The 18931-nt window shown below is 61.2% G+C and carries 15 protein-coding genes and 1 tRNA gene; 11 read left to right on the top strand and 5 right to left on the bottom strand.

Going from position 1 to position 18931, the window contains the following annotated elements; genetic code table 11:
* Positions 1-233: 233 nt before the first annotated feature.
* Positions 234-1361, top strand: coding sequence for an N-ethylmaleimide reductase (nemA, locus tag PKE80_RS21620; protein WP_036530064.1), 1128 nt, complete (start codon positions 234-236; stop codon positions 1359-1361).
* 43 nt (positions 1362-1404) lie between these two features.
* Here nemA and PKE80_RS21625 read toward each other — a convergent pair whose 3' ends face one another.
* Positions 1405-2328, bottom strand: coding sequence for a LysR family transcriptional regulator (locus PKE80_RS21625; protein WP_271184295.1), 924 nt, complete (start codon positions 2326-2328; stop codon positions 1405-1407).
* Between the two features lie 147 nt (positions 2329-2475).
* Between PKE80_RS21625 and PKE80_RS21630 the strand changes: the two genes are divergently transcribed.
* From PKE80_RS21630 to PKE80_RS21655, 6 genes are all read left to right on the top strand, one after another.
* Complete coding sequence (locus tag PKE80_RS21630; protein WP_271184296.1) at positions 2476-3957, top strand: benzaldehyde dehydrogenase; 1482 nt, start codon at positions 2476-2478, stop codon at positions 3955-3957.
* Positions 3958-3979: 22 nt separating this feature from the next.
* Positions 3980-5104, top strand: coding sequence for an NAD(P)-dependent alcohol dehydrogenase (locus tag PKE80_RS21635; protein WP_036530068.1), 1125 nt, complete (start codon positions 3980-3982; stop codon positions 5102-5104).
* A 138-nt stretch (positions 5105-5242) separates the two neighbouring features.
* Entirely contained in the window at positions 5243-6661 is a 1419-nt protein-coding gene (locus PKE80_RS21640) for an aldehyde dehydrogenase (protein WP_370425238.1), read from the top strand.
* 111 nt (positions 6662-6772) lie between these two features.
* On the top strand, positions 6773-8215 hold the full coding sequence (locus PKE80_RS21645; RefSeq protein WP_271184298.1) for an efflux transporter outer membrane subunit: 1443 nt from the start codon (positions 6773-6775) through the stop codon (positions 8213-8215).
* A complete protein-coding gene (locus PKE80_RS21650; RefSeq protein WP_271184299.1) occupies positions 8208-9299 on the top strand; it encodes an HlyD family secretion protein in 1092 nt (363 codons plus the stop codon). The genes PKE80_RS21645 and PKE80_RS21650 overlap by 8 nt, the downstream gene beginning before the upstream one ends.
* Positions 9292-10872: an MFS transporter gene (locus PKE80_RS21655; protein ID WP_271184300.1), complete on the top strand. Its 1581-nt coding sequence runs from the start codon at positions 9292-9294 to the stop codon at positions 10870-10872. Before PKE80_RS21650 ends, PKE80_RS21655 begins: the two co-directional genes overlap by 8 nt.
* 263 nt (positions 10873-11135) lie before the next feature.
* Here PKE80_RS21655 and dinB read toward each other — a convergent pair whose 3' ends face one another.
* Complete coding sequence (gene dinB / locus PKE80_RS21660; protein WP_036530071.1) at positions 11136-12230, bottom strand: DNA polymerase IV; 1095 nt, start codon at positions 12228-12230, stop codon at positions 11136-11138.
* Between the two features lie 488 nt (positions 12231-12718).
* On the opposite strand from dinB, the gene PKE80_RS21665 reads away from it, so the two are divergent.
* A complete protein-coding gene (locus tag PKE80_RS21665) occupies positions 12719-14410 on the top strand; it encodes a recombinase family protein (RefSeq protein WP_271184305.1) in 1692 nt (563 codons plus the stop codon).
* On the opposite strand, the gene PKE80_RS21670 is transcribed toward PKE80_RS21665, so the two are convergent.
* Positions 14367-14449, bottom strand: a tRNA-Met gene (locus tag PKE80_RS21670). The genes PKE80_RS21665 and PKE80_RS21670 overlap by 44 nt on opposite strands.
* A 71-nt stretch (positions 14450-14520) precedes the next feature.
* Between PKE80_RS21670 and PKE80_RS21675 the strand changes: the two genes are divergently transcribed.
* From PKE80_RS21675 to PKE80_RS21680, 3 genes are all read left to right on the top strand, one after another.
* Positions 14521-15717 carry a tyrosine-type recombinase/integrase gene (locus tag PKE80_RS21675; protein ID WP_370425241.1) on the top strand — a complete coding sequence of 399 codons (1197 nt, stop codon included), beginning with the start codon at positions 14521-14523 and terminating at the stop codon, positions 15715-15717.
* Positions 15718-16006: 289 nt separating this feature from the next.
* Positions 16007-16213: a helix-turn-helix domain-containing protein gene (locus PKE80_RS25365; protein ID WP_370425243.1), complete on the top strand. Its 207-nt coding sequence runs from the start codon at positions 16007-16009 to the stop codon at positions 16211-16213.
* Positions 16214-16353: 140 nt separating this feature from the next.
* A complete protein-coding gene (locus PKE80_RS21680; protein ID WP_271184302.1) occupies positions 16354-17505 on the top strand; it encodes a hypothetical protein in 1152 nt (383 codons plus the stop codon).
* A 538-nt stretch (positions 17506-18043) separates the two neighbouring features.
* Here PKE80_RS21680 and PKE80_RS21685 read toward each other — a convergent pair.
* Together PKE80_RS21685 and PKE80_RS21690 are read right to left on the bottom strand one after the other, a co-directional pair.
* On the bottom strand, positions 18044-18649 hold the full coding sequence (locus PKE80_RS21685) for a hypothetical protein (protein ID WP_271184303.1): 606 nt from the start codon (positions 18647-18649) through the stop codon (positions 18044-18046).
* Positions 18650-18735: 86 nt separating this feature from the next.
* On the bottom strand, positions 18736-18931 hold a 196-nt coding region (locus PKE80_RS21690), incomplete at its 5' end, for a hypothetical protein (protein ID WP_271184304.1).

Raw genomic sequence — 18931 nt, forward strand, 5'->3', positions numbered from 1 at the left:
GCAGCGGACCTATCCCGCCGCTACCGTGGCCGACTATTCCACCGCCGTTCTCACCCGCCAGTTTACGAACCCGCCGCTTCCAACATTCGCCTCTTCAACTCAGAGCCTTTAGCGGCATTTGAACCAGTGCGTTTGGACTGTCGAAACGTCGCGCTTGTTTCATCCGGCACAACTGCGAACCATATGCTGATCGGTGCCGCCGCTTGATTATTCGGGGACTTTAAAGGGTAAAGATGAGCAGACTTTTCGATCCGTTGAGGGTCGGCAGGATCACCGTGCCGAACCGCATCTTCATGGCTCCAATGACACGACTTCGGTCCATAGAGCCCGGAGATGTCCCGTCGCCCATTATGGCGGATTACTATGCCCAGCGTGCCAGCGCGGGGCTGATCATCACGGAAGCCACCAACATCTCATTCCAGGCCAAGGGCTATGCGGGCGCACCCGGCATCCACACGCCCGCGCAGGTGGAATCGTGGCAGCGGATCACCAAGGCCGTCCATGCCGAGGGCGGGCACATCTGCTGCCAGATCTGGCACACCGGACGAAACTCGCACCGTTCGGTGCAGCCCGGCGGCCTCGCCCCGGTCGCCCCGTCAGCCATAAGAGGTGACGGTCGGACTTCGCTCCGTAACGAGGCGGGCGAGGTGGTGAGGACCGAGACGTCCATGCCGAGGGCGCTCGAAACCAGCGAGATCCCGGGCATCGTCGCCGACTTCGCGTCCGCGGTCCTGTGCGCTCGCGCGGCCCACTTCGATCTGGTGGAGCTGCACGGTGCGCATGGCTATCTTATCCATCAGTTCCTGTCCGCCGACTCTAACAAGCGAACCGATCGCTACGGCGGCAGCATTGAAAACCGCGCCCGCTTCGCGCTGGAGGTTGTCGACGCGGCGATCGCCGCGTGGAGCGCCGACCGGATAGGCTTCCGCCTGTTCCCGTCTGGGCCGTTTCAAGGCCTGCTCAGCGCCCACAAGGGAGCCAACTCCGGCGATTCAGAGGCGGACAGCCTCTATCTGATCGAACAGCTCGCCAAGCGCGGTCTAGCCTATCTGCACATCTCGGAACCGGACTGGACCGGGGGGACGCCGCTCACCGAGGACTTCCGGAAGGCGATGCGTCGCGCATATCCCGGCGTCATCATCGGAGCGGGATCATACACCCGGGAAAAAGCCGAAGAGATGCTGGAGGCAGGCTTCGTGGACGCGGTGGCCTTCGGGCGCCCGTTCCTGGCCAATCGCGACCTTCCACGTAGATTGATGGAGGACGCGCCCCTGAATGAGCCTGACAAGGACACATTCTATGGCGGAGGCGCCATCGGACTGGTGGACTATCCAACCCTGGGCGAAGACGCGTCGTCATAGCGATACTGCTGCTAGGTGCGGTGGCCAGCGGCGGCGGTTCGCTTCAATCCTGCTGGCCTATGAAACCGGGCGTTGGATACCCCCATTCCTGATAGAGTGTCGTGAAGGTCTGAAATAGCATCTTCAACCCTTGCGAATTGTCTCCAATCCTATGGCTGAGCACGATGGGGGACATGACTTGCGGCCTGATCGAACGGAACAGCACCTCGGGGTGCGCCAACCTTCGCGCCGATGTCGGTATGAGGCAAGCGCCTTCACCGGCCGCGACCATGATCAGCGCGGTCTGCAACTCGGTCACCTCGATCGTCCGCGTCAGGTGGATGCCATAGTCGCGGAACATGGACACGATGGCATCCGCGTAACTGGGGCGCGGGCCACGGGGATAGAGGATGACCGGGTAGGGGCTGATCTGTGAAAGGTCGATCGGTTGGTCCGGCGGTCCAAGCATGCTCCCCGGGGGAAATGCCGCCAGCACAGGTTCCTCGCGCAGCAGCTCGCGCCTTATCCCGTCATCCTCGATGCGGACCCGCCCCAATCCAGCGTCGATGCGACCGTCCTTCAACGCCTCGACCTGCTCCATGCTGTTCATCTCAATCAGGCTAAGGTCGATCTCGGGTGCGATCATCCGGTATCGCTGGATCACCTGCGGCAGTCGGTCATGAAACCCTGATGGTATGAGGCCGAGAACAAACCTCGGTCGGACGTTCCCGACGAACCGCTGCATCGTCGACGACATCTGATCGAGGCGCTCAAGCACCTGCAGGGCCTGCTCGTAGAACAAGCGGCCGGCCGGCGTGAGGCGCAACGGACGCGACTTCCTTTCGATCAGCTGAGCGCCGACCTCCTCCTCGATCTCTTGGATCCGCCTGCTGAGAGGCGGCTGCGCGATGTTCAGCTTCTCGGCGGCCTTCGTAAAACTGCGTTCCCCCGCCACCGTCACGAAGTAGCGCAAACGTCGAATATCCATCCAGCAGGTTCCCGCGCAAAAACCGATATATACCAGAAAGGTATGCGGAACGCACTAAGACGGTCATTCCTTAAAGCCGTCCCCAAGACTAGCTCGATTGCAAGTGGCTCAGCTTCCATCGGGAGGCACAGCCCGCAGGAGATCGAGATGAACAAGGTAGTCCCCGCCGTGTCTCAGCAGCTGATCGAGGATCAGCACCTTGCTGGTATGTTCTTCAACGGCGAGTGGTCGATGGGTGCCGGCAGCACGCCAGCGATCGATCCGGCTACCGGAATGACACTCGGACGGGTGGCGCTCGTGGGCCCGGACTATGTCAGCCAATCCGCTGCGCAGGCCCGTGCGGCCCAGCGTGGGTGGGCGGCGCTCGCGCCGGAGGCTCGGGCAGCAGTGTTCCTGAAGGCGTTAGAAATCGGCACCGCCAATGGCGACGAGATCGTCGAGTGGCTGGTGCGCGAGAGCGGCTCCGCGAAGGCGAAGGCGGCTTTCGAGCTTAAGGTCACGCTGAAGGCCATCCAGCTCGCGTCGGCGATGCCTCTGCAGTCGCAGGGCATCCTGCTGCCAAGCCAACCGGGTCGCATCAGCCTTGCCCGTCGCCGTCCCATCGGCGTCGTCGGCATCATCTCTCCTTTCAACTTCCCTCTGTATCTCGCGATGCGTGCGGTCGCTCCGGCGCTCGCGGTCGGCAACGCCGTGCTGCTCAAGCCCGATCCGCGAACCGCAATCTGCGGCGGCCTGGTTATCGGCCGCCTGTTCGAACTGGCCGGTCTTCCCAAGGGCGTGCTCCACATCGTTCCCGGCGGCAGCGAGGCGGGCGAGACGCTGTGCACCGACCCGAACATCGGCATGATCCAGTTCACCGGATCCACCGGTGCAGGCCGCATGGTCGGTCAGAACGCCAGCCGCAACCTCAAGAAGGTGTCGCTGGAGCTAGGCGGCAAGAACTCGATCATAATCCTCGACGATGCCGACATGGACCTCGCGCTGCGGAACACCGCATGGGGTGTCTACCTGCACCAGGGCCAGATCTGCATGTCGGCGGGACGGGTGCTCGTCCACGAGAAGATAGCGCCGGCGTTCATCGCTAAGCTCGCCGAGAAGGCGGCCGCGCTGCCGGTCGGCAATCCCGCCGACGAAGGCGTCGCGATCGGGCCGCTCATCAATCAGCGCCAGCTGGATCATGTCGCCAAGGTCGTCGCCGACAGCATCGCGGCAGGTGCCAAGCTCGAGACCGGGGGAACTTCGGACAAGCTGTTCTACGCCCCGACCGTGCTGAGCGGCGTCACGGCCGAGATGCCGGCGTTTAATGAGGAAATCTTCGGCCCAGTCGCTGTGGTGACCACGTTCAGGGACGACGACGAGGCCGTCAAACTCGCCAACCAGACCGACTACGGCCTCTCCGCTGCCATCGTGTCCAGCAACCTCACGCGCGCGATGGCCATCGGGGATCAGCTCAACACCGGCCTCCTGCACATCAACGACCAGACCGTGAACGACGACGTCGTGAACCCCTTCGGCGGGGTAGGCGCATCCGGCAACGGCACCTCCATCGGCGGCCCCGCCAACTGGGAGGAATTCACCGAGTGGCAGTGGGTCACGATCAAGGGCGAAGCGCCCGCCTACCCCTTCTGAACCGAAATCGAGGAGAGACTAGATGTCCACACCTTCAACCGAGCGCCGTCCCATCACCGCCGCTGTCGTGCGCAAGCAAGGCGGAGACTTCGTCATCGAACAGGCCAGCATTGGCGCGCCCGGCCCACGCGAGGTTTTGGTGCGCGTGGTCGCCACCGGCGTCTGCCACACCGACATGATCATCCGCGATCAATACTATCCCTCGCCGCTTCCCGCGGTTCTGGGTCACGAGGGATCGGGCGTCGTCGAGGCCGTTGGCGAAGACGTCCATGCAGTGGCGCCGGGCGACCATGTCGTCATGACGTTCATGTCCTGCGGCTACTGCGTCCAGTGCGATCAAGGTCATCCCGCGCACTGCGAGAACTTCTTTGCGCTCAACTTCGGTGGCGGCCGCGATGATGGCACGACGGCCACCTGCGACGATCACGGTCATGAACTCCATGACCATTTCTTCGGCCAGTCCTCCTTCGGCAGCTTCGCGATCGCGCACGAGCGCAACGTGGTGAAGGTGCCCAAGGACGCACCGCTCGAACTGCTCGGCCCGCTCGGTTGCGGCATCATGACCGGCGCCGGCGCCGTCTTGAACGCCCTCGACGTGAAGGCTGGCACCAGCTTCGCCGCGTTCGGGTCGGGCGCGGTCGGCCTCAGCGCGGTGATGGCCGCCAAGGTTGCGGGCGCGACCACGATCATCGCGGTGGACGTGACGCCCAGCCGCCTCGAACTCGCCAAGGAGTTGGGGGCCACCCATGTCGTCAACAGCCGTGAGGTGGATGCCGTCAAGGCCATCAAGGAAATCACCGGCGGTGGCGTGAACTTCACCCTTGAGAGCAGCGGTCGCCCGGAGGTCCTGCGTCAGGCCGTCGACGCGCTCTCCATCCGTGGAACCTGCGGCATCGTCGGCGCGCCCAAGCTCGGCACGGAGGCCTCGTTCGACGTCAACGACGTGATGGTCCCGGGCAAGAAGATCCTGGGAATCGTCGAAGGCGACAGCGTCCCGCAGGTCTTCATCCCTCGCCTGGTCGACCTGTTCCTCCAGGGGCGCTTCCCGTTCGACAAACTCGTCGGCTTCTACAAGTTCGACCAGATCAACGAGGCCATCGCCGACAGCGAGAGCGGCAAGACCATCAAGCCGATCCTGCGCTTCTGACCTCCCCGCCCCCGGGAGACCCGCTCCGGCCCCGCCCCCCCCAAAAGGGCCGGAGCGGACATGAGATCGCGCAATGAAAATCAGAACTATCCGGAGATATCCAACATGGATGTAAGCCTCATCATCGACAATGCGGCCGTGACCGCGAAGAGCGGCAAGACCTTCGAGCGGCTCAATCCCATCTCGAACAAGGTGGTCACCCGTTCTGCGGCCGCAGGCGCCGACGATGCAGCCGCTGCAGCCGCCTCCGCAGAAATCGCCTTCAAGACCTGGTCCCGTTCCGGTCCGAGCGAACGCCGGCAGATCCTGCTCAAAGCAGCAGACCGGCTTGAAGCAAAGAAGGACGCTTTCCTGATGGCGATGGCGCAGGAGGTCGGCGCGTCGGCTCTCTGGGCTGCCTTCAACGCGATGGGCTCGGCGGCGCTGCTTCGCGAAGCGGCCGGACTGACGACGCAGATCCAGGGCGAGACCATCCCCACGGACAAGCCCGGCACCCTCTCGATGACACTGCGGCAGCCTGCCGGCGTCGTCCTGAGCATCGTGCCATGGAACGGCCCTATACTGCTCGCGGCGCGGGCGATCGCCTATCCGATCGCATGCGGAAACACCGTGATCTTTCGTGCGTCGGAATCCAGCCCGCGGACCCACTCGCTCATAGCGGAGGCTTTCGTCGAAGCTGGCCTGCCCGCGGGCGTTCTCAACTTCGTCGTGAACGCGCCCGAGGATTCCGAAGCGGTTATCGACGCGCTGATCGCGCATCCATCCGTGCGCCGGGTCAACTTCACCGGTTCGACCCGCGTCGGCCGCATCATCGCAGAGAAGTGCGCGCGTCAGCTCAAGCGCAGTCTACTCGAACTGGGCGGAAAAGCGCCCTTCGTGGTGCTGGACGATGCGGACATCGATGGCGCGGTCAACGCCGCAGCCTTCGGTGCCTTCCTCTATCAGGGGCAGATCTGCATGTCGACGGAACGCTTCGTCGTCGACGAGGCGGTCGCCGACGAGTTCGTCAAGCGCTTCGCTGCCAAGGTCGCATCCCTGCCGGCCGGTGATCCGGTGGCCAACCCGGCCTGCGTCGTCGGACCGCTGATCGATGGCCGGTCGGGCGCGCGCATCAACAAGCTCATTGACGACGCTCTCGCGAAAGGCGCCACCTTCGCCGTTGGCGGCAAGGCGGATGGCGCAGTGATGCCGGCCACGATCATGGACCACGTCAAGCCGGGCATGGCGATCTACGACGAGGAGACCTTCGGCCCGATCACCACGATCGTCCGGGTAAAGGGCTTGGACGAGGCTGTGCGCGTCGCGAACGACACACCCTACGGCCTGTCGTCCGCCGTCTTCGGTCGTGACGTGGGACGTGCGCTTGAGGTCGCCCGCCAGATCGATGCCGGCTGCGTCCATGTGAACGGCGCCACCGTCCAGAACGAGGCGCAGGCACCCTATGGCGGCATGAAGCAAAGCGGATACGGCCGCTTCGACGGCCGCGCGGTAATCGACGAGTTCACCGAGCTGAAATGGGTGACGGTCGAGCCGGCCGGTCAGCCCTATCCGTTCTGACATCGGATCCTGAAGTCCCCCCAGGCCTCCTCCCCCCGGGGAGGTCTCTGCGGCCCGGCAGCCTCCCTTGCCGGGCCGCACCTCACGATCGCCATTCACAAGGATCACGCTTTGTCTTTCCGCCCCATCAGACTGCCGCTCCTGGCACTGGCATCCGCCAGCCTGGTCTCGGGGTGCGCATCGATCCCGAACATCGCCCCCGGACCGGTCGTCCTGCCGGTGTCTCAGCCTCAGTCCGCCAAGACCCTTCAGGCGCAGGCGACCGACTGGCCGGCGGACGAATGGTGGCGACGCTATGGTGATCCCCAACTCGACACGCTGGTTGCCGAGGCCATCGCCTCCTCACCGACCCTCGAGATCGCGACGGCCCGATACCATCGGGCCGAAGCCGTCGTAGGCGGTGCCAAGGCATCGAACCTCCCGCAGCTGAGCCTTGGCGCGTCGTTCGCCGAGGCGAAGGCCAGCTATTGGAATGGCGTTCCCTACGCGGGTGTGCCCAAGGGCGTGAATGACGCCGCGTCGCTGCGTCTCAGCATGGATTGGCAGCTGGACTTCTTCGGCCGCAACCGCGCGGCTATCGCGGCCGCGATCTCTGCGCGCGAAGCCGCCCGTGCCGACGAGGCGCAGGCGCGTCTGCTCCTCACAACGTCTGTGGTCGATGCCTATGTCGACTATCTGGGATATGTTCGCGAAGCCGCGCTCGCTGACGATGCCGTCAGGGTCAGGGAGCGGACAAGCGAACTGGTCGGTAAACGCAGGGACCGTGGGCTCGAGACCCTGGCGTCCGCCGCGCAGGCTGAAAGCGGTCTGGCGACGGCGCATCAACTGGCCAATGCCGCAGCCGAAGCCGTGAATCTGACCAAGCTGCGGATCGCTGCGCTGGTCGGCGCAGGCCCGGATCGTTCGCTCGATCTCCTCTTGCCGCAAACGCCAAACCTCCGGACCTTCGGCTTGCCCGCCAACATCCCGGCCGACTTGGTGGGCAAGCGACCGGATTTGCGTTCGGCGCGCTTTCGACTGGAGGCCCGCGCCTCGCAGGTGAAGCAGGCACGCGCGGGATTCTACCCCAGCGTCAACCTCTCCGCCTTCATCGGCCCACAGGTGCTCGGCCTCAGCCAGTTCTTCAATTCGGAGTCGCTCGCCGGAAACGTCGGACCGGCCATCAGTCTGCCCATCTTCCGGGGCGGCGCCCTGTCCGCGAACCTCAGGGGCGCACGGGCGGACTATGACGAGGCGGTCGCCAGCTACAACGAGACCCTCCTGCACGCCCTCCAGGATGTCGCGCAGGTCGCGACCAGCCAGCGGGCGTTGGAAGAGCAGCTCGCCTTCGCCACCTCCGCCCAGTCATCCGCGGAAGTGGCGTATCGCGCCGCGAACGAACGCTATCGCGGCGGGCTGCTAAACTACATCAACGTGCTCTCCGCAGAGAACACGCTCATCGCCGCGAGACGCGCCGTCTCTCAACTCGAAACCCGCCGCTTCATGCTCGACGTCGCGCTCGTGCGCGCCCTCGGCGGCGGCGTCTCACAATTGGAATACGGAACAGATGACTGACGGCCCTGCAAACACAGCTTCAGATCAGCGTGAGGACGCCTCCGTCGAGCGACGCTGGGTGCGCATCGTTCCGTGGTGCATCATCCTTGTCGTCATTCTGGCTATCGTCGCCGTTTCGGTGAACTGGAACAGCTTCGAGGCAGATCGCACGGTCCAGACAACAGACAACGCGACCGTGCAGAACGACACCGCCGTCCTCGATGCCAAGGTATCCGCCTATGTCAGGACTGTCGCCTTCACCGACTTCCAATCCGTGAGGGCAGGGCAGCTTCTGGTCCAACTCGACGATCGCGAGGCGAAGGCGGCGGTCCTTCATGCCGAGGTCGGGCTCGCGAAAGCCGAGGCGATCCTCGCGAATCTCGACAACGAGGTCGAAGCGCAGCAGGCCATGATCGCGGAGGCGAAGGCCACTGTGGTTGGGACAGGCAGCAAACTCACGCTCGCGACGGCCGACGACGAACGCTTTTCCTCCCTTGAGGCGTCCGGAGCGGTGACGGCCCAGGAGGCGGACAGCGCTCGCGCCAACGCAGCGGCAATCCGGGCGACGCAGGTGGGTGCCCATGCCGCAGTCGATCTACAGGCACGCAAGCTCAATGTGCTTCGCGGCGAACGGGCACAAAGGGTAGCGGACGTCGCCTCCGCGCGAGCGACCCTAGAAACGGCTCGGATCAATCTTTCCTACACGCGCATCGTCGCTCCTGCGGACGGAACGGTCGGCCAGCGGCTCGTCCAGCAGGGCAGCCTGCTCAATCCAGGAACCGCCGTCGTCAACTTCGTCGCGCGCACGCAGCCCTATGTCGTCGCCAACTACAAGGAAACGCAGATGGCGCGCGTCGCTCCGGGTCAACCAGTTGAGATTGAGGTGGACAGCTTCCCCGGAGAGAGACTGCGCGGCAAGGTATCGCGACTGGCGGCCGCAAGTGGGGCGACCTTCTCGGCGCTTCCCGCCGATAACGCGACCGGCAATTTCACCAAGGTGACGCAGCGCATTCCCCTGAAGATCGAACTCGACGGCGGTCAGCCGTTGGTTGGAAAACTGCGTGCCGGCATGTCGGTGATAACCCGGATCCGCACCCGTGACTGAGATCGCGGTCCATCGCTCCGGAGCAGCGCAGCCGGCGTGGATCGTCCGTGTGTCTCACGCCTTCCTGACCGGCAACGTGAACGCGCGCCCGATCGGCGCGGTCGTTGCCGTTCTGCTGGGCACCTTCATGACCAGCCTCTTCACTCGTGATTTCGGCATTTCACTCGCCGACATACGCGGAGCCTATGGTCTCAGCGTCGATGAGGGATCTTGGCTCAATACGCTGACCAACAGCGCACAACTGTTGTCAGCACCTGCAGTTCCCCTTCTTGTCGTAATGTTCGGCGCGCGGCGGGTGATGCTGATCTCAGCCTCGACCTTTATCGTATCCACGTCTCTCACGCCGCTCGCCAGCGGCGTGCCGATGATCTTCGCGCTCCACATCCTCGATGGCTTTTTGCTCGGATGCTTCGTCCCGGCGACGCTCGCCATCGTGTTCTCGAGCCTGCCACCCCGATACTGGCTGATCGCTCTAGGGCTCTATTCGGTCCGCTTGAGCCTCGCACTGCACACCGGCGTCTCGCTCAGCGGGTGGTTCGTCGAAACGATCGGTTGGCAGGCAATTTACTGGCAGGCCACGCTTTTCGGCTTCGCGTTCCTGATACTGTCCGCATTCAGTTTCCCGGACCGTCCACCCGCCATCGCCCTGTGGCATCGGACGAACAAGGGCGAGGTCGCGATGTTCTGCATCGGGCTCACCCTGATCTATGCCGGTCTCGATCAGGGCAACCGCCTCGACTGGCTCGCCTCCGGCGTCGTCATCAGCTGCATCGCCGGAGGCGTCCTACTCGTGGTGTGCGCGGTGGCGTGGCAGTATGTATCGCCGGTCCCCTTCGCTCACCCCGCGGCGATCCTCCGTCGCAACATCGGAATACCGCTAATCATCGTCACGATGTTCGGCATGATGAGTGCGGCCACATCGCTTCTCATCCCCAACTTCCTCGCTACAGTCGGGGGCCTGAAGCCGATCCAGTCCGGTAGCGCCCTGTGGTGGATCGATCTGGTCCAGATCATCGCCATCCCCGCCGCCATCTGGCTGATCAGGCGAGGCGACCCCCGCCTGACCCTCGTCGTCGCGCTGGTGCTGGTCATGTCCGGATGTTGGCTCGGCAGCATGGTGACCCACGACTGGCGAGCCAACGACTTTGCGATGATGAGCATGCTGCTCGGCATTGGGAACTCTATGGTGCTGCTCACCCTCATCGCGATGAGCATCGCCAATGCGAAGCGCGAGGAACTGATCAGCATGGTCGCCTACATCCAGATCCCCCGCGTGGTGGGTCCGGAGATCGCGGTGGCCGTCCTCACCACATTCCTTCGCAAGCGGGAGGCCTTTCATTCCGTCCATGTGGGATCGAATCTAGACCACGTGCGGGCGGCGTCGCTCGACATGGTTGTCGGCCTGTCCCGCTACGCTTCCATCATCCGCCGGGAGGCGAACGTCCTCGCCTATGCCGAAGCCTGGAGCCTTTGCTTCTGGGTGGCGATCGTGGCTCTGGTCCTAGCCATCCTACTGAAGCCAACCCCGCCGCATCCCCTTGCGAAATTCGCTCACCCGCAGCAGCCGAACTAATGATTCCTCGAACATCCCTTGGTGTCAGCGATCGCTACACGCCAGCTTCGAACCGGACCTTCCCCTATCGGCCATTCAGACTACTCGCGCTGCTGGGGCTTGGCTGAGTACCCGCCTGCAAGGCCACGACGGCGGCCTTGCCGAAGGTGCCGGGACTTCTGTCGTTTCCGACCAGCTAAGCTTGCGTCAACGATGTCAGCATTCCGATCGCGGCCGAGGCAGTGACACGGCATTCAAATGCTGGTTTCGGGCCATACCATCGCTCAGCACTCCGCCGCAGCGTCACCAGAAAAGAGTGGCAATACAGGTTCGGAGATCTTCTCGCCGAAGTTCGAAACGCTGACTCCAACCAGACGCACCCCCTTGGCAGTCGGAAGAACTGAACGAATTAGCGCGAGGCTTACCTCTCGCAGCGCGCCTTGCCCGTCGACGACAGCGTTAAAAGTGCGGCTGCGAGTAACCTGCTTAAAGTCCGCGAATTTGACCTTGACCGTTACGGTGCGACCAAATGCTTGAGCCCGCTCGCACCACGCCCAGACATCGTCAGCTTGCCCAAGAACCCCGGCTTCGATTTCATCGCTGCCAAATAGGTCCCTGTCAAACGTCGTTTCGGAGCCTGAGGACTTTCGCTCGCGGTCTGGGTTGACCAGGCGGTCGTCGATGCCGCGGGCAATACCATGGTACCACCGCGCTGAACTGCCGAAATGACGCTGAAGGAAATCCAGAGATTTTGCCCTCAGATCGCCGCCGCTCTCTATCCCCAATGCGGCCATCTTACGGGCCGTCACTGGTCCCACTCCATGGAAACGCGAAACCGGCAGCGTTTCCACCCAACTTTCCCCCATGTCCGGTGTCACGGCGAACTGACCATTCGGCTTACGTTGGTCGGAAGCGAGCTTCGCAAGGAACTTGTTATACGAGATGCCGGCCGATGCCGTGAGGCCAGTCTCCTCGAGTATCCTCGCCCGGATTTCCTTCGCGGTCAGCCACGCTGACGGCAGACCGCGCCTGTTGGCAGTGACGTCGAGATACGCCTCATCAAGCGACAGAGGCTGGATCAGATCAGTGTAGTCGGCGAAAATCGCGTGGATTTGCCGCGAAACCTCTTTGTAGACATCAAAGCGTGGTGGGACGAACACAAGGTGCGGACAGCGCTTGAGGGCTGTTACCGAAGGTAGCGCCGACTTCACGCCGAACGCTCTCGCTTCATAGCTCGCTGCGGCAACCACGCCGCGCGCCGCGGGATACCCGACAGCTAAAGGTCGCCCGCGCAGCGATGGATCGTCGCGCTGTTCCACCGACGCAAAGAATGCATCCATGTCCACGTGGACGATTTTTCGGGGACTCGCTGTCGCCATTCGCAGCTAATATCAGATTTGAACAAAATAGGAACATGCTTCGAGTCTGCTCGCACGTGCTAGCGCATTTCGGCGCTTCGGCCGCAAATCGGCACTGAAATGCCCCTGCCCTTCCCCGTGTTTCTGATTGGCTGTTCTCTGGTATCTCACGGACCAAGGACAGCTGTGATGCAACGATCCTCTCCCCTACGACTGACGGTCGATCTGGTGATTAGGCGACCTTCGCATGACCCTTTATATCGTAGGGGAATCGCGCAAGTTGGGGTGGCTTGCAAAATCTCGCAAACAGCGCGACCATGACGGTGGGCCACCGCAGACGACGGGTGACGCCGCCCCATTCGACGCAGGGGTGCCGGCTTACATCCGAGAGTCACCGTGGTTGCTCAGATCGTCGTTTGATTGAGCTGGTTCGCCTGCTTGCCAGAATAGCCGCACGCGAAGCGTATCAGGAGATGAATGAGGAGCAGCCGCTTGACCGCTCCTGAGAAATGAGGCCTTGCGCTGTGAAAGTTGCGATCTACGCCCGCTATTCTTCTAATAACCAGCGCGATGCCTCGATCGCTGATCAACTACGCATCTGCCGCATTCACGCCGAAAAGCAGGGATGGCAAATCGCCGAAGAATACACCGACCATGCGATTTCGGGTGCCTCGTTGTTGCGACCAGGCATGCAAGCCTTGATGAGTGATGCAAACCGCGGTCGGTTTCATATCGTCCTGGCTGAAGCAATGGACCGGCTCTCCCGGGACCAGGAGGATATTGCAGGCCTTTTTAAACGAATGGCCTATTCTGACGTGAAGATCATTACTCTGTCTGAAGGCGAAGTCACGCATCTGCATGTCGGCCTCAAAGGCACTATGAATGCACTGTTCCTGAAAGACCTGGCCGACAAGACGCGCCGCGGCCTGCGTGGACGCGTAGAACTAGGTAAATCAGGCGGCGGTAACTCCTATGGTTATGACGTTGTCAGACGTCTCTTGGCAAACGGCGAATTGGATCGTGGCGATCGATCGATTAACCCACAGCAAGCCGATATCGTTCGACGTATCTTTCGTGAATACGCTGCTGGAAAGTCCGGGCAGCGGATCGCGTACAAGCTGAACGCAGAGGGAATTCCCGGCCCTTCAGGTGGCGCCTGGGGTGCAAGTACAATCAACGGAAATCCCAAGAGAGGTACCGGCATACTCAACAATGAGATGTATATCGGAAGGATAATCTGGAACCGACTGCGCTTCGTCAAGGATCCGGATACTGGAAGGCGCCAGTCACGCCCGAATCCTGAAGAAGAGTGGGTTATCCAGGAAGTTCCGGATCTCCGCATCGTTGATGGCGATCTCTGGAAGAAGGTCAAGGATCGCCAAGCGAAATGTGCGATCGGACCACAAAGCGACTGCAGTTCTCCCCTGCCGTTATGGCAGCGTCGCCGGCAGAGATATTTACTTTCAGGTCTGCTGAAGTGTGGATCCTGTGGAGGGACCTACTCGGTTACCTCAGCAACTGGCCTCGGCTGCTCATCGGCATGGAACAAAGGCACTTGCAGCAACCGTCGAACCATGCGGCGCGACCACCTGGAGGAACGCGTTCTGGCCGCGCTGCGCGGCCATCTTATGGACCCATCCCTGTTTGCTGAATTTTGCGCGGAATTCACAAGGGAGACAAACAACATTCGGCGACTTGCAGCTGCCGGAAGAGAATCGGCAGAGGCCGAGATAAAGAAGATCGACCGTGATCTCGAAAAGATGGTCGATCTCATTCTTGCCGGCGGAACCGCAGATAAGATCAATGCCAAGATGCTGGCGATGGAAGCGCGTATGAAGGTACTCCAGCGCGAATTGGATGACGGCGATCAACCGCCTCCGCTCCTACATCCGAGCATGGCGCACCACTACCGCGCGCAGCTCGACAATTTGGCAAAGACGCTCGACCATGCCGACGAAGCCAAACGCTTCGAAGCATCAGAGATCATCCGATCATTGATCGACGAAATAACACTCACGCCTGTAGGCGACAGCCTGGAAATCGAGGTCCGAGGCGATCTGGCGGGCATGCTATCGATCGCGCACAGACAGCGGAAAGCCCGCTCAAAGGCGGGACTTAGGTCGACGGATTCTGAGGACAGCCAATTACAAGTATCGATGGTTGCGGGGGTAGGATTTGAACCTACGACCTTCAGGTTATGAACCTGAGAATAGGTGTTTCCTGAAACCCTTGAATATGCGGCATTATCAGGCATAAATACCTGAATATCGCGACTTTCTTTTGGTCAATCGCGCTCGCTCGGAGACAGCCAATGTCAAGCATATCGCAATCGAACGCGGACACAGAACGGACACAGGCATTTCGAGAGAAGCTTTCGGACCAGTCCGTGCGCGATGCCGCACCGCCCATCACCGGCAACCGCATCATCTATGACGCAAAGCTGCCGGGCTTCGGATTGCGCATCACCGCCAAGGGCGTTCGCTCCTTCGTGCTGAACTATCGGTTCAAGGGACGTGAGCGACGCATCACCATCGGGCAGTATCCGACTTGGAAGCTGCTCGCCGCCCGCAAGCAGGCCGAACACCTGCGGCGGCAAATCGATCTCGGGATTGATCCTCTGGAAGAGCGCATCGCCGACCGCACCGCGCCGACCGTGTGCGACCTGTTCGACCGCTATGCGCTGGAACACCTGCCGACCAAAGCGCCGCGCTCTGCCGCTGACGATCGCTCGATGTGGATCAAGGACATTCTTCCCGCCATGGGCGCAAGCAAGGTTGCGGACCTGACCTCTGCCGACTGCGACGAACTGCACCGCGCCATCAGCATCAAGCGCCCTACCCGCGCAAACCGCGTGATCGAGGTTCTACGCAAGGCGCTCAACCTCGCGATCCGGTGGGAATGGATCGACCGCAACCCTGCCTCCGGCGCGCGCAGGAACCCCGAGCCAAAGCGGACACGGTATCTAGGCCGGGAAGAGGTCGGCAAGCTGGTGCGTGCGCTGGAAGATCACCCTGAGCGCGTTTCCGCTGACGCGCTGCTGTTCATGCTGCTTACCGGCTGTCGCCGGGGCGAAGCGCTCAATGCGAAGTGGAGCCAGATCGATATGCAGCATCGCATCTGGACCAAGCCGAGCACGGAAACCAAACAACGCCGCGAACATCGCGTGCCGTTTTCAATTGCCGTTGCCCAACTCCTCGACCGGCGGCGTGCCGAAGCAGTAGGGACGTTCGTGTTTCCCGGAAGCGTCGGCGCGCCGCTGGTCGAAGTACGCCGCACTTGGGCGAAGGCTTGCGCAGTCGCGGGTCTGGAGAAGGTTCGTATTCACGACTTGCGGCATACCTTCGCCAGCCTGCTTGCCTCGTCGGGGCAATCGCTGCTCGTCGTGGGCGAACTGCTGGGGCACTCCAGCCCGCAGACGACGAAGCGCTACGCCAACCTCTATGACGATTCCTTGCGGTTGGCCGCTGAAAGCGTCCCGCTCTCGGTTGGCTTGAGTTCCGAGCGGTGACATACGCTGCCACTGAAAGCCATATCCCCCGAAGCGCTTGCCTATCGTCTGGCGCTATGGCTTTTTAGGCGCGCAAGGCCGGCGTCCGAAAAAGGGGCGCTTTTGCAAAACCATCCAGAGTGATGGGCGCGCTTAGCAATCCGTTGCAGGCAACACGTAACATAGTGCCCCGACCGTGTGGGCAAGCGTGACCAAGCCTAGTTAGTAGTGGCGCGTCCCCCGAGGTGATCATCCCACAGCATCCTTATAGGGCTTCGGCCTTGCGCCTCATTCCAATTGGAGATGCGCTGTGGGAACGTTTGCACCATCTGATTTTCTGACGCCGCCGGAAGCCGCTCAACTCCTTCGCCATAGTCCGCGCACGCTGGCCCGGATGCGCGCCGAAGGTCGAGGGCCGAAGTATCACCGCGAAGGCGGTCTGGTCCTCTACTGGGGGAATGATCTCATAGACTGGTTCCGTCAGTGCACGGTCACACCGCCCAGGTCGTTGGCTTGATGCAGCACGCAGCGCGTACCGAGCGGCAGCGAGGGCGCACTGCGCGCGGCATCATGCCCCACCACCTTCCGGTCCATCCAGATGCTGAGGGGGGTCTTTGTAGCACCCCCCTCCAGAAATACATGAACAGGTTAAAACCCATGATCGAACTGCTCTATCGCGGCTTCGACGGCTTGGACGTCAGCTTTCAGGCCCAGATACCCGCCGCCCTCTCGCAAGCCCTCGAAGCCGCCAAAGCGGAAGCACAGAAGTTCCGCAGCGCCATGCCGTTCGAATGGAACGGCGTGCACATGACCATCGCTGAAAGCGGTGCTCGCAATGGCTATGCTTTCGTCGCCAGCACTGGCGATTTCGGCGCAACATGGTTTTTCAAGAAACCCAACATCTACGACCCTTGGGGCGTCCGCGTGTCCTGCAGTTCATTCCTGCTGGCAACAAAGGGCTTAGGTGGAGCGCGGGCAGAGATTTACGCCGTGCTCGACGCTCTCGGGATCGTCGTGCCGCCCGGCGGTGAAAGCATCGGCCGCGTAGACTACGCTCTCGATTTTCTCGCGCCCGGTTTCGTGCTGTCATCAGAGCACTTCATCATGCCTTCTAATACTGGCTGGAAACTGCATGCCGACGCTCAGGAGTTCAACGAAAACGGTAAATCGGGCCGCGTATCCTCTGTAACAGTCGGCAAGATGCCGAGACGGCAAATCATCGTCTACGACAAGCGAGCCGAGATCATCGCCAAACGCAAATTGGCATGGTGGGAGATTTGGGACGCGAACCGCGTTGCATGCGGGCTTGAGCCGCTGATCCGCGACGATCCACGCAGTCATGCGGTCTGGCGCGTAGAAATTCGCGCCGGGAAGCACCACCTTAAGGAAGAGTGGAAGATCACGAAATGGTCCAATCTCCATGACCATTTTGGTGATCTGGTAGCTGAAACGCTACGCAAGGTTCGCCATGTTTCCCCCAATGGCGATAGCAATCGCTCACGTTGGCCGGAAAGCGCCCTATGGCAAGCCGTCCGCGCCGAAGTGGAGCACGACCTCCTCGAAATGCGCAGCAACGCCTCCCCGGACCGTGTGAAGGTCGTTCAGCGTGAGGCGCACGCGCAACTGCTGCTCGGGCAAATGGCAGGGCTTCAAGTAGCCGTAGCAGCCCTCCTCGGGGTCGAGTTCACCTCCCGGCCCGCTTTCGCCGTGAGCTGTGGGGAGCAATTAGCGGGGCGCATTCAGTCTGATCCCGAGCACTTCGCGCGCAAGCTGGCCGACGCATCCGGGCGATACCACGTCATCGCCTAGAGAAATTCCGAAGGGCCGCTTTCGGGCGGTCCTTCATCACAGACAAACGGCGAATTTGGGTGGATAGTTGCCGTTGTCAGTCACCATCTAAGTCGGTGTTGCATTGTTCTTAATAGATATGCTGCTGCCGCGCCAATTGCTGATCCGATGAGACTAACACCAAACACGATGGCATGGAGGCTCAGTAGCATCGGGTCGATGAATAGTGATGCAAGAACCGGCAGCGACGCTGCGCCAACCATCACTTTAATTCGAGTTTGTGGAAGAAAAGCGTGGACTAAGCAACTGAATGCGAACGCTGCACCGGCAGAACCAAAAATGAAATACCCTACTCCCACAAGCTCTCCACCCACGGCCTCAGTCGCCGCCTAATTAGCGGGCTGCGGTTGGCTTTATGCCAACTTGGTGTTGTATATTGCAATGGCCGATTTGGGACGTGAACCGAAAGTCTCCTTTTCGGAGCCAGTGACCCGGAACCGGAAATTCCGTTCACGCCCCATTTCAGACATTCGTTGATGAAGCTTAATCCGCCTGACAATTATGTTATGTCGCCGACCGTCATCGGCAATGCGCCTGAAATGTAATCGTCCAGCGGCATTGTAGTCGCCCCAATCAAGAACTTATCGATAACGCTAGGATCGCGCGAAACAACAAGGTCGAGAGGCATTTCACCTTGATTAATGATCATACGGTTGCCGTCTGAACCCGTAAACATCAGACCTTCAGCCACAAAGCATGCATGGTCCGCTCCATCCGGCACTTGACCAAACTGTTGAGATTTATCGCTCTCTACCCAGTCCTCAGGCAAAGCTTCAAGCGAAATGGACCAATCTCGTGCCCAGAGAATATCCACTTTCCAGTTTGGAAACGGCCACGATGTAGCACGAACTTTCGCTTCAGTTACGTACGGAGCAATAGCGTTATCATCGGTGCCACGGATGCCCAGCGTAAAAACTTCGAACTTGAAAACAATGTCTCGACTATCGCTAGTAACAAAAAGACCTGACTGATCACCTCGCCAGAGCCAAACGCCTGCGACACGCCCAAAGCCGTCATTCCAAATTGTAATCGCCGTCAGCATCGTTGCGAGCGATTCGAGATCGCTTTTGGAGGCATCAATTCGCTGCGGTTCGGCATTGATCATGCTTCAAAGGTAGCTCACTCTGTGAAGCCGTCAATTTCGAACGCACGCGCAAAATCGGAACGGCAGCTACCCACCCCTTCCGGTCGTCAGGCGACGGCAAGCCGGTCCCCAGAACCGGACGCTCTTGCGCGCTTCTGTTCATAAAATTGTGCGAGGAAAAACGGACCTAGTGCGGACACGGCATTGCGTATAGCTCGGCTCTTAGCGTCTAAGTCGTTGTATTGTTTGGTTGCGGGGGTAGGATTTGAACCTACGACCTTCAGGTTATGAGCCTGACGAGCT

It is taken from the genome of Novosphingobium resinovorum (assembly GCF_027922145.1).
GTDB classification, from domain to species: Bacteria; Pseudomonadota; Alphaproteobacteria; order Sphingomonadales; family Sphingomonadaceae; genus Novosphingobium; species Novosphingobium resinovorum.

Excerpts from the sequence above, each read along its gene's own strand:
- nemA (WP_036530064.1), top strand. The coding sequence starts at position 234 with ATGAGCAGACTTTTCGATCCGTTGAGGGTCGGCAGGATCACCGTGCCG.
- PKE80_RS21625 (WP_271184295.1), bottom strand. The coding sequence starts at position 2,328 with ATGGATATTCGACGTTTGCGCTACTTCGTGACGGTGGCGGGGGAACGC.
- PKE80_RS21630 (WP_271184296.1), top strand. The coding sequence starts at position 2,476 with ATGAACAAGGTAGTCCCCGCCGTGTCTCAGCAGCTGATCGAGGATCAG.
- PKE80_RS21635 (WP_036530068.1), top strand. The coding sequence starts at position 3,980 with ATGTCCACACCTTCAACCGAGCGCCGTCCCATCACCGCCGCTGTCGTG.
- PKE80_RS21650 (WP_271184299.1), top strand. The coding sequence starts at position 8,208 with ATGACTGACGGCCCTGCAAACACAGCTTCAGATCAGCGTGAGGACGCC.
- dinB (WP_036530071.1), bottom strand. The coding sequence starts at position 12,230 with ATGGCGACAGCGAGTCCCCGAAAAATCGTCCACGTGGACATGGATGCA.
- PKE80_RS21665 (WP_271184305.1), top strand. The coding sequence starts at position 12,719 with ATGAGGCCTTGCGCTGTGAAAGTTGCGATCTACGCCCGCTATTCTTCT.
- PKE80_RS21675 (WP_370425241.1), top strand. The coding sequence starts at position 14,521 with ATGTCAAGCATATCGCAATCGAACGCGGACACAGAACGGACACAGGCA.
- PKE80_RS21680 (WP_271184302.1), top strand. The coding sequence starts at position 16,354 with ATGATCGAACTGCTCTATCGCGGCTTCGACGGCTTGGACGTCAGCTTT.
- PKE80_RS21685 (WP_271184303.1), bottom strand. The coding sequence starts at position 18,649 with ATGATCAATGCCGAACCGCAGCGAATTGATGCCTCCAAAAGCGATCTC.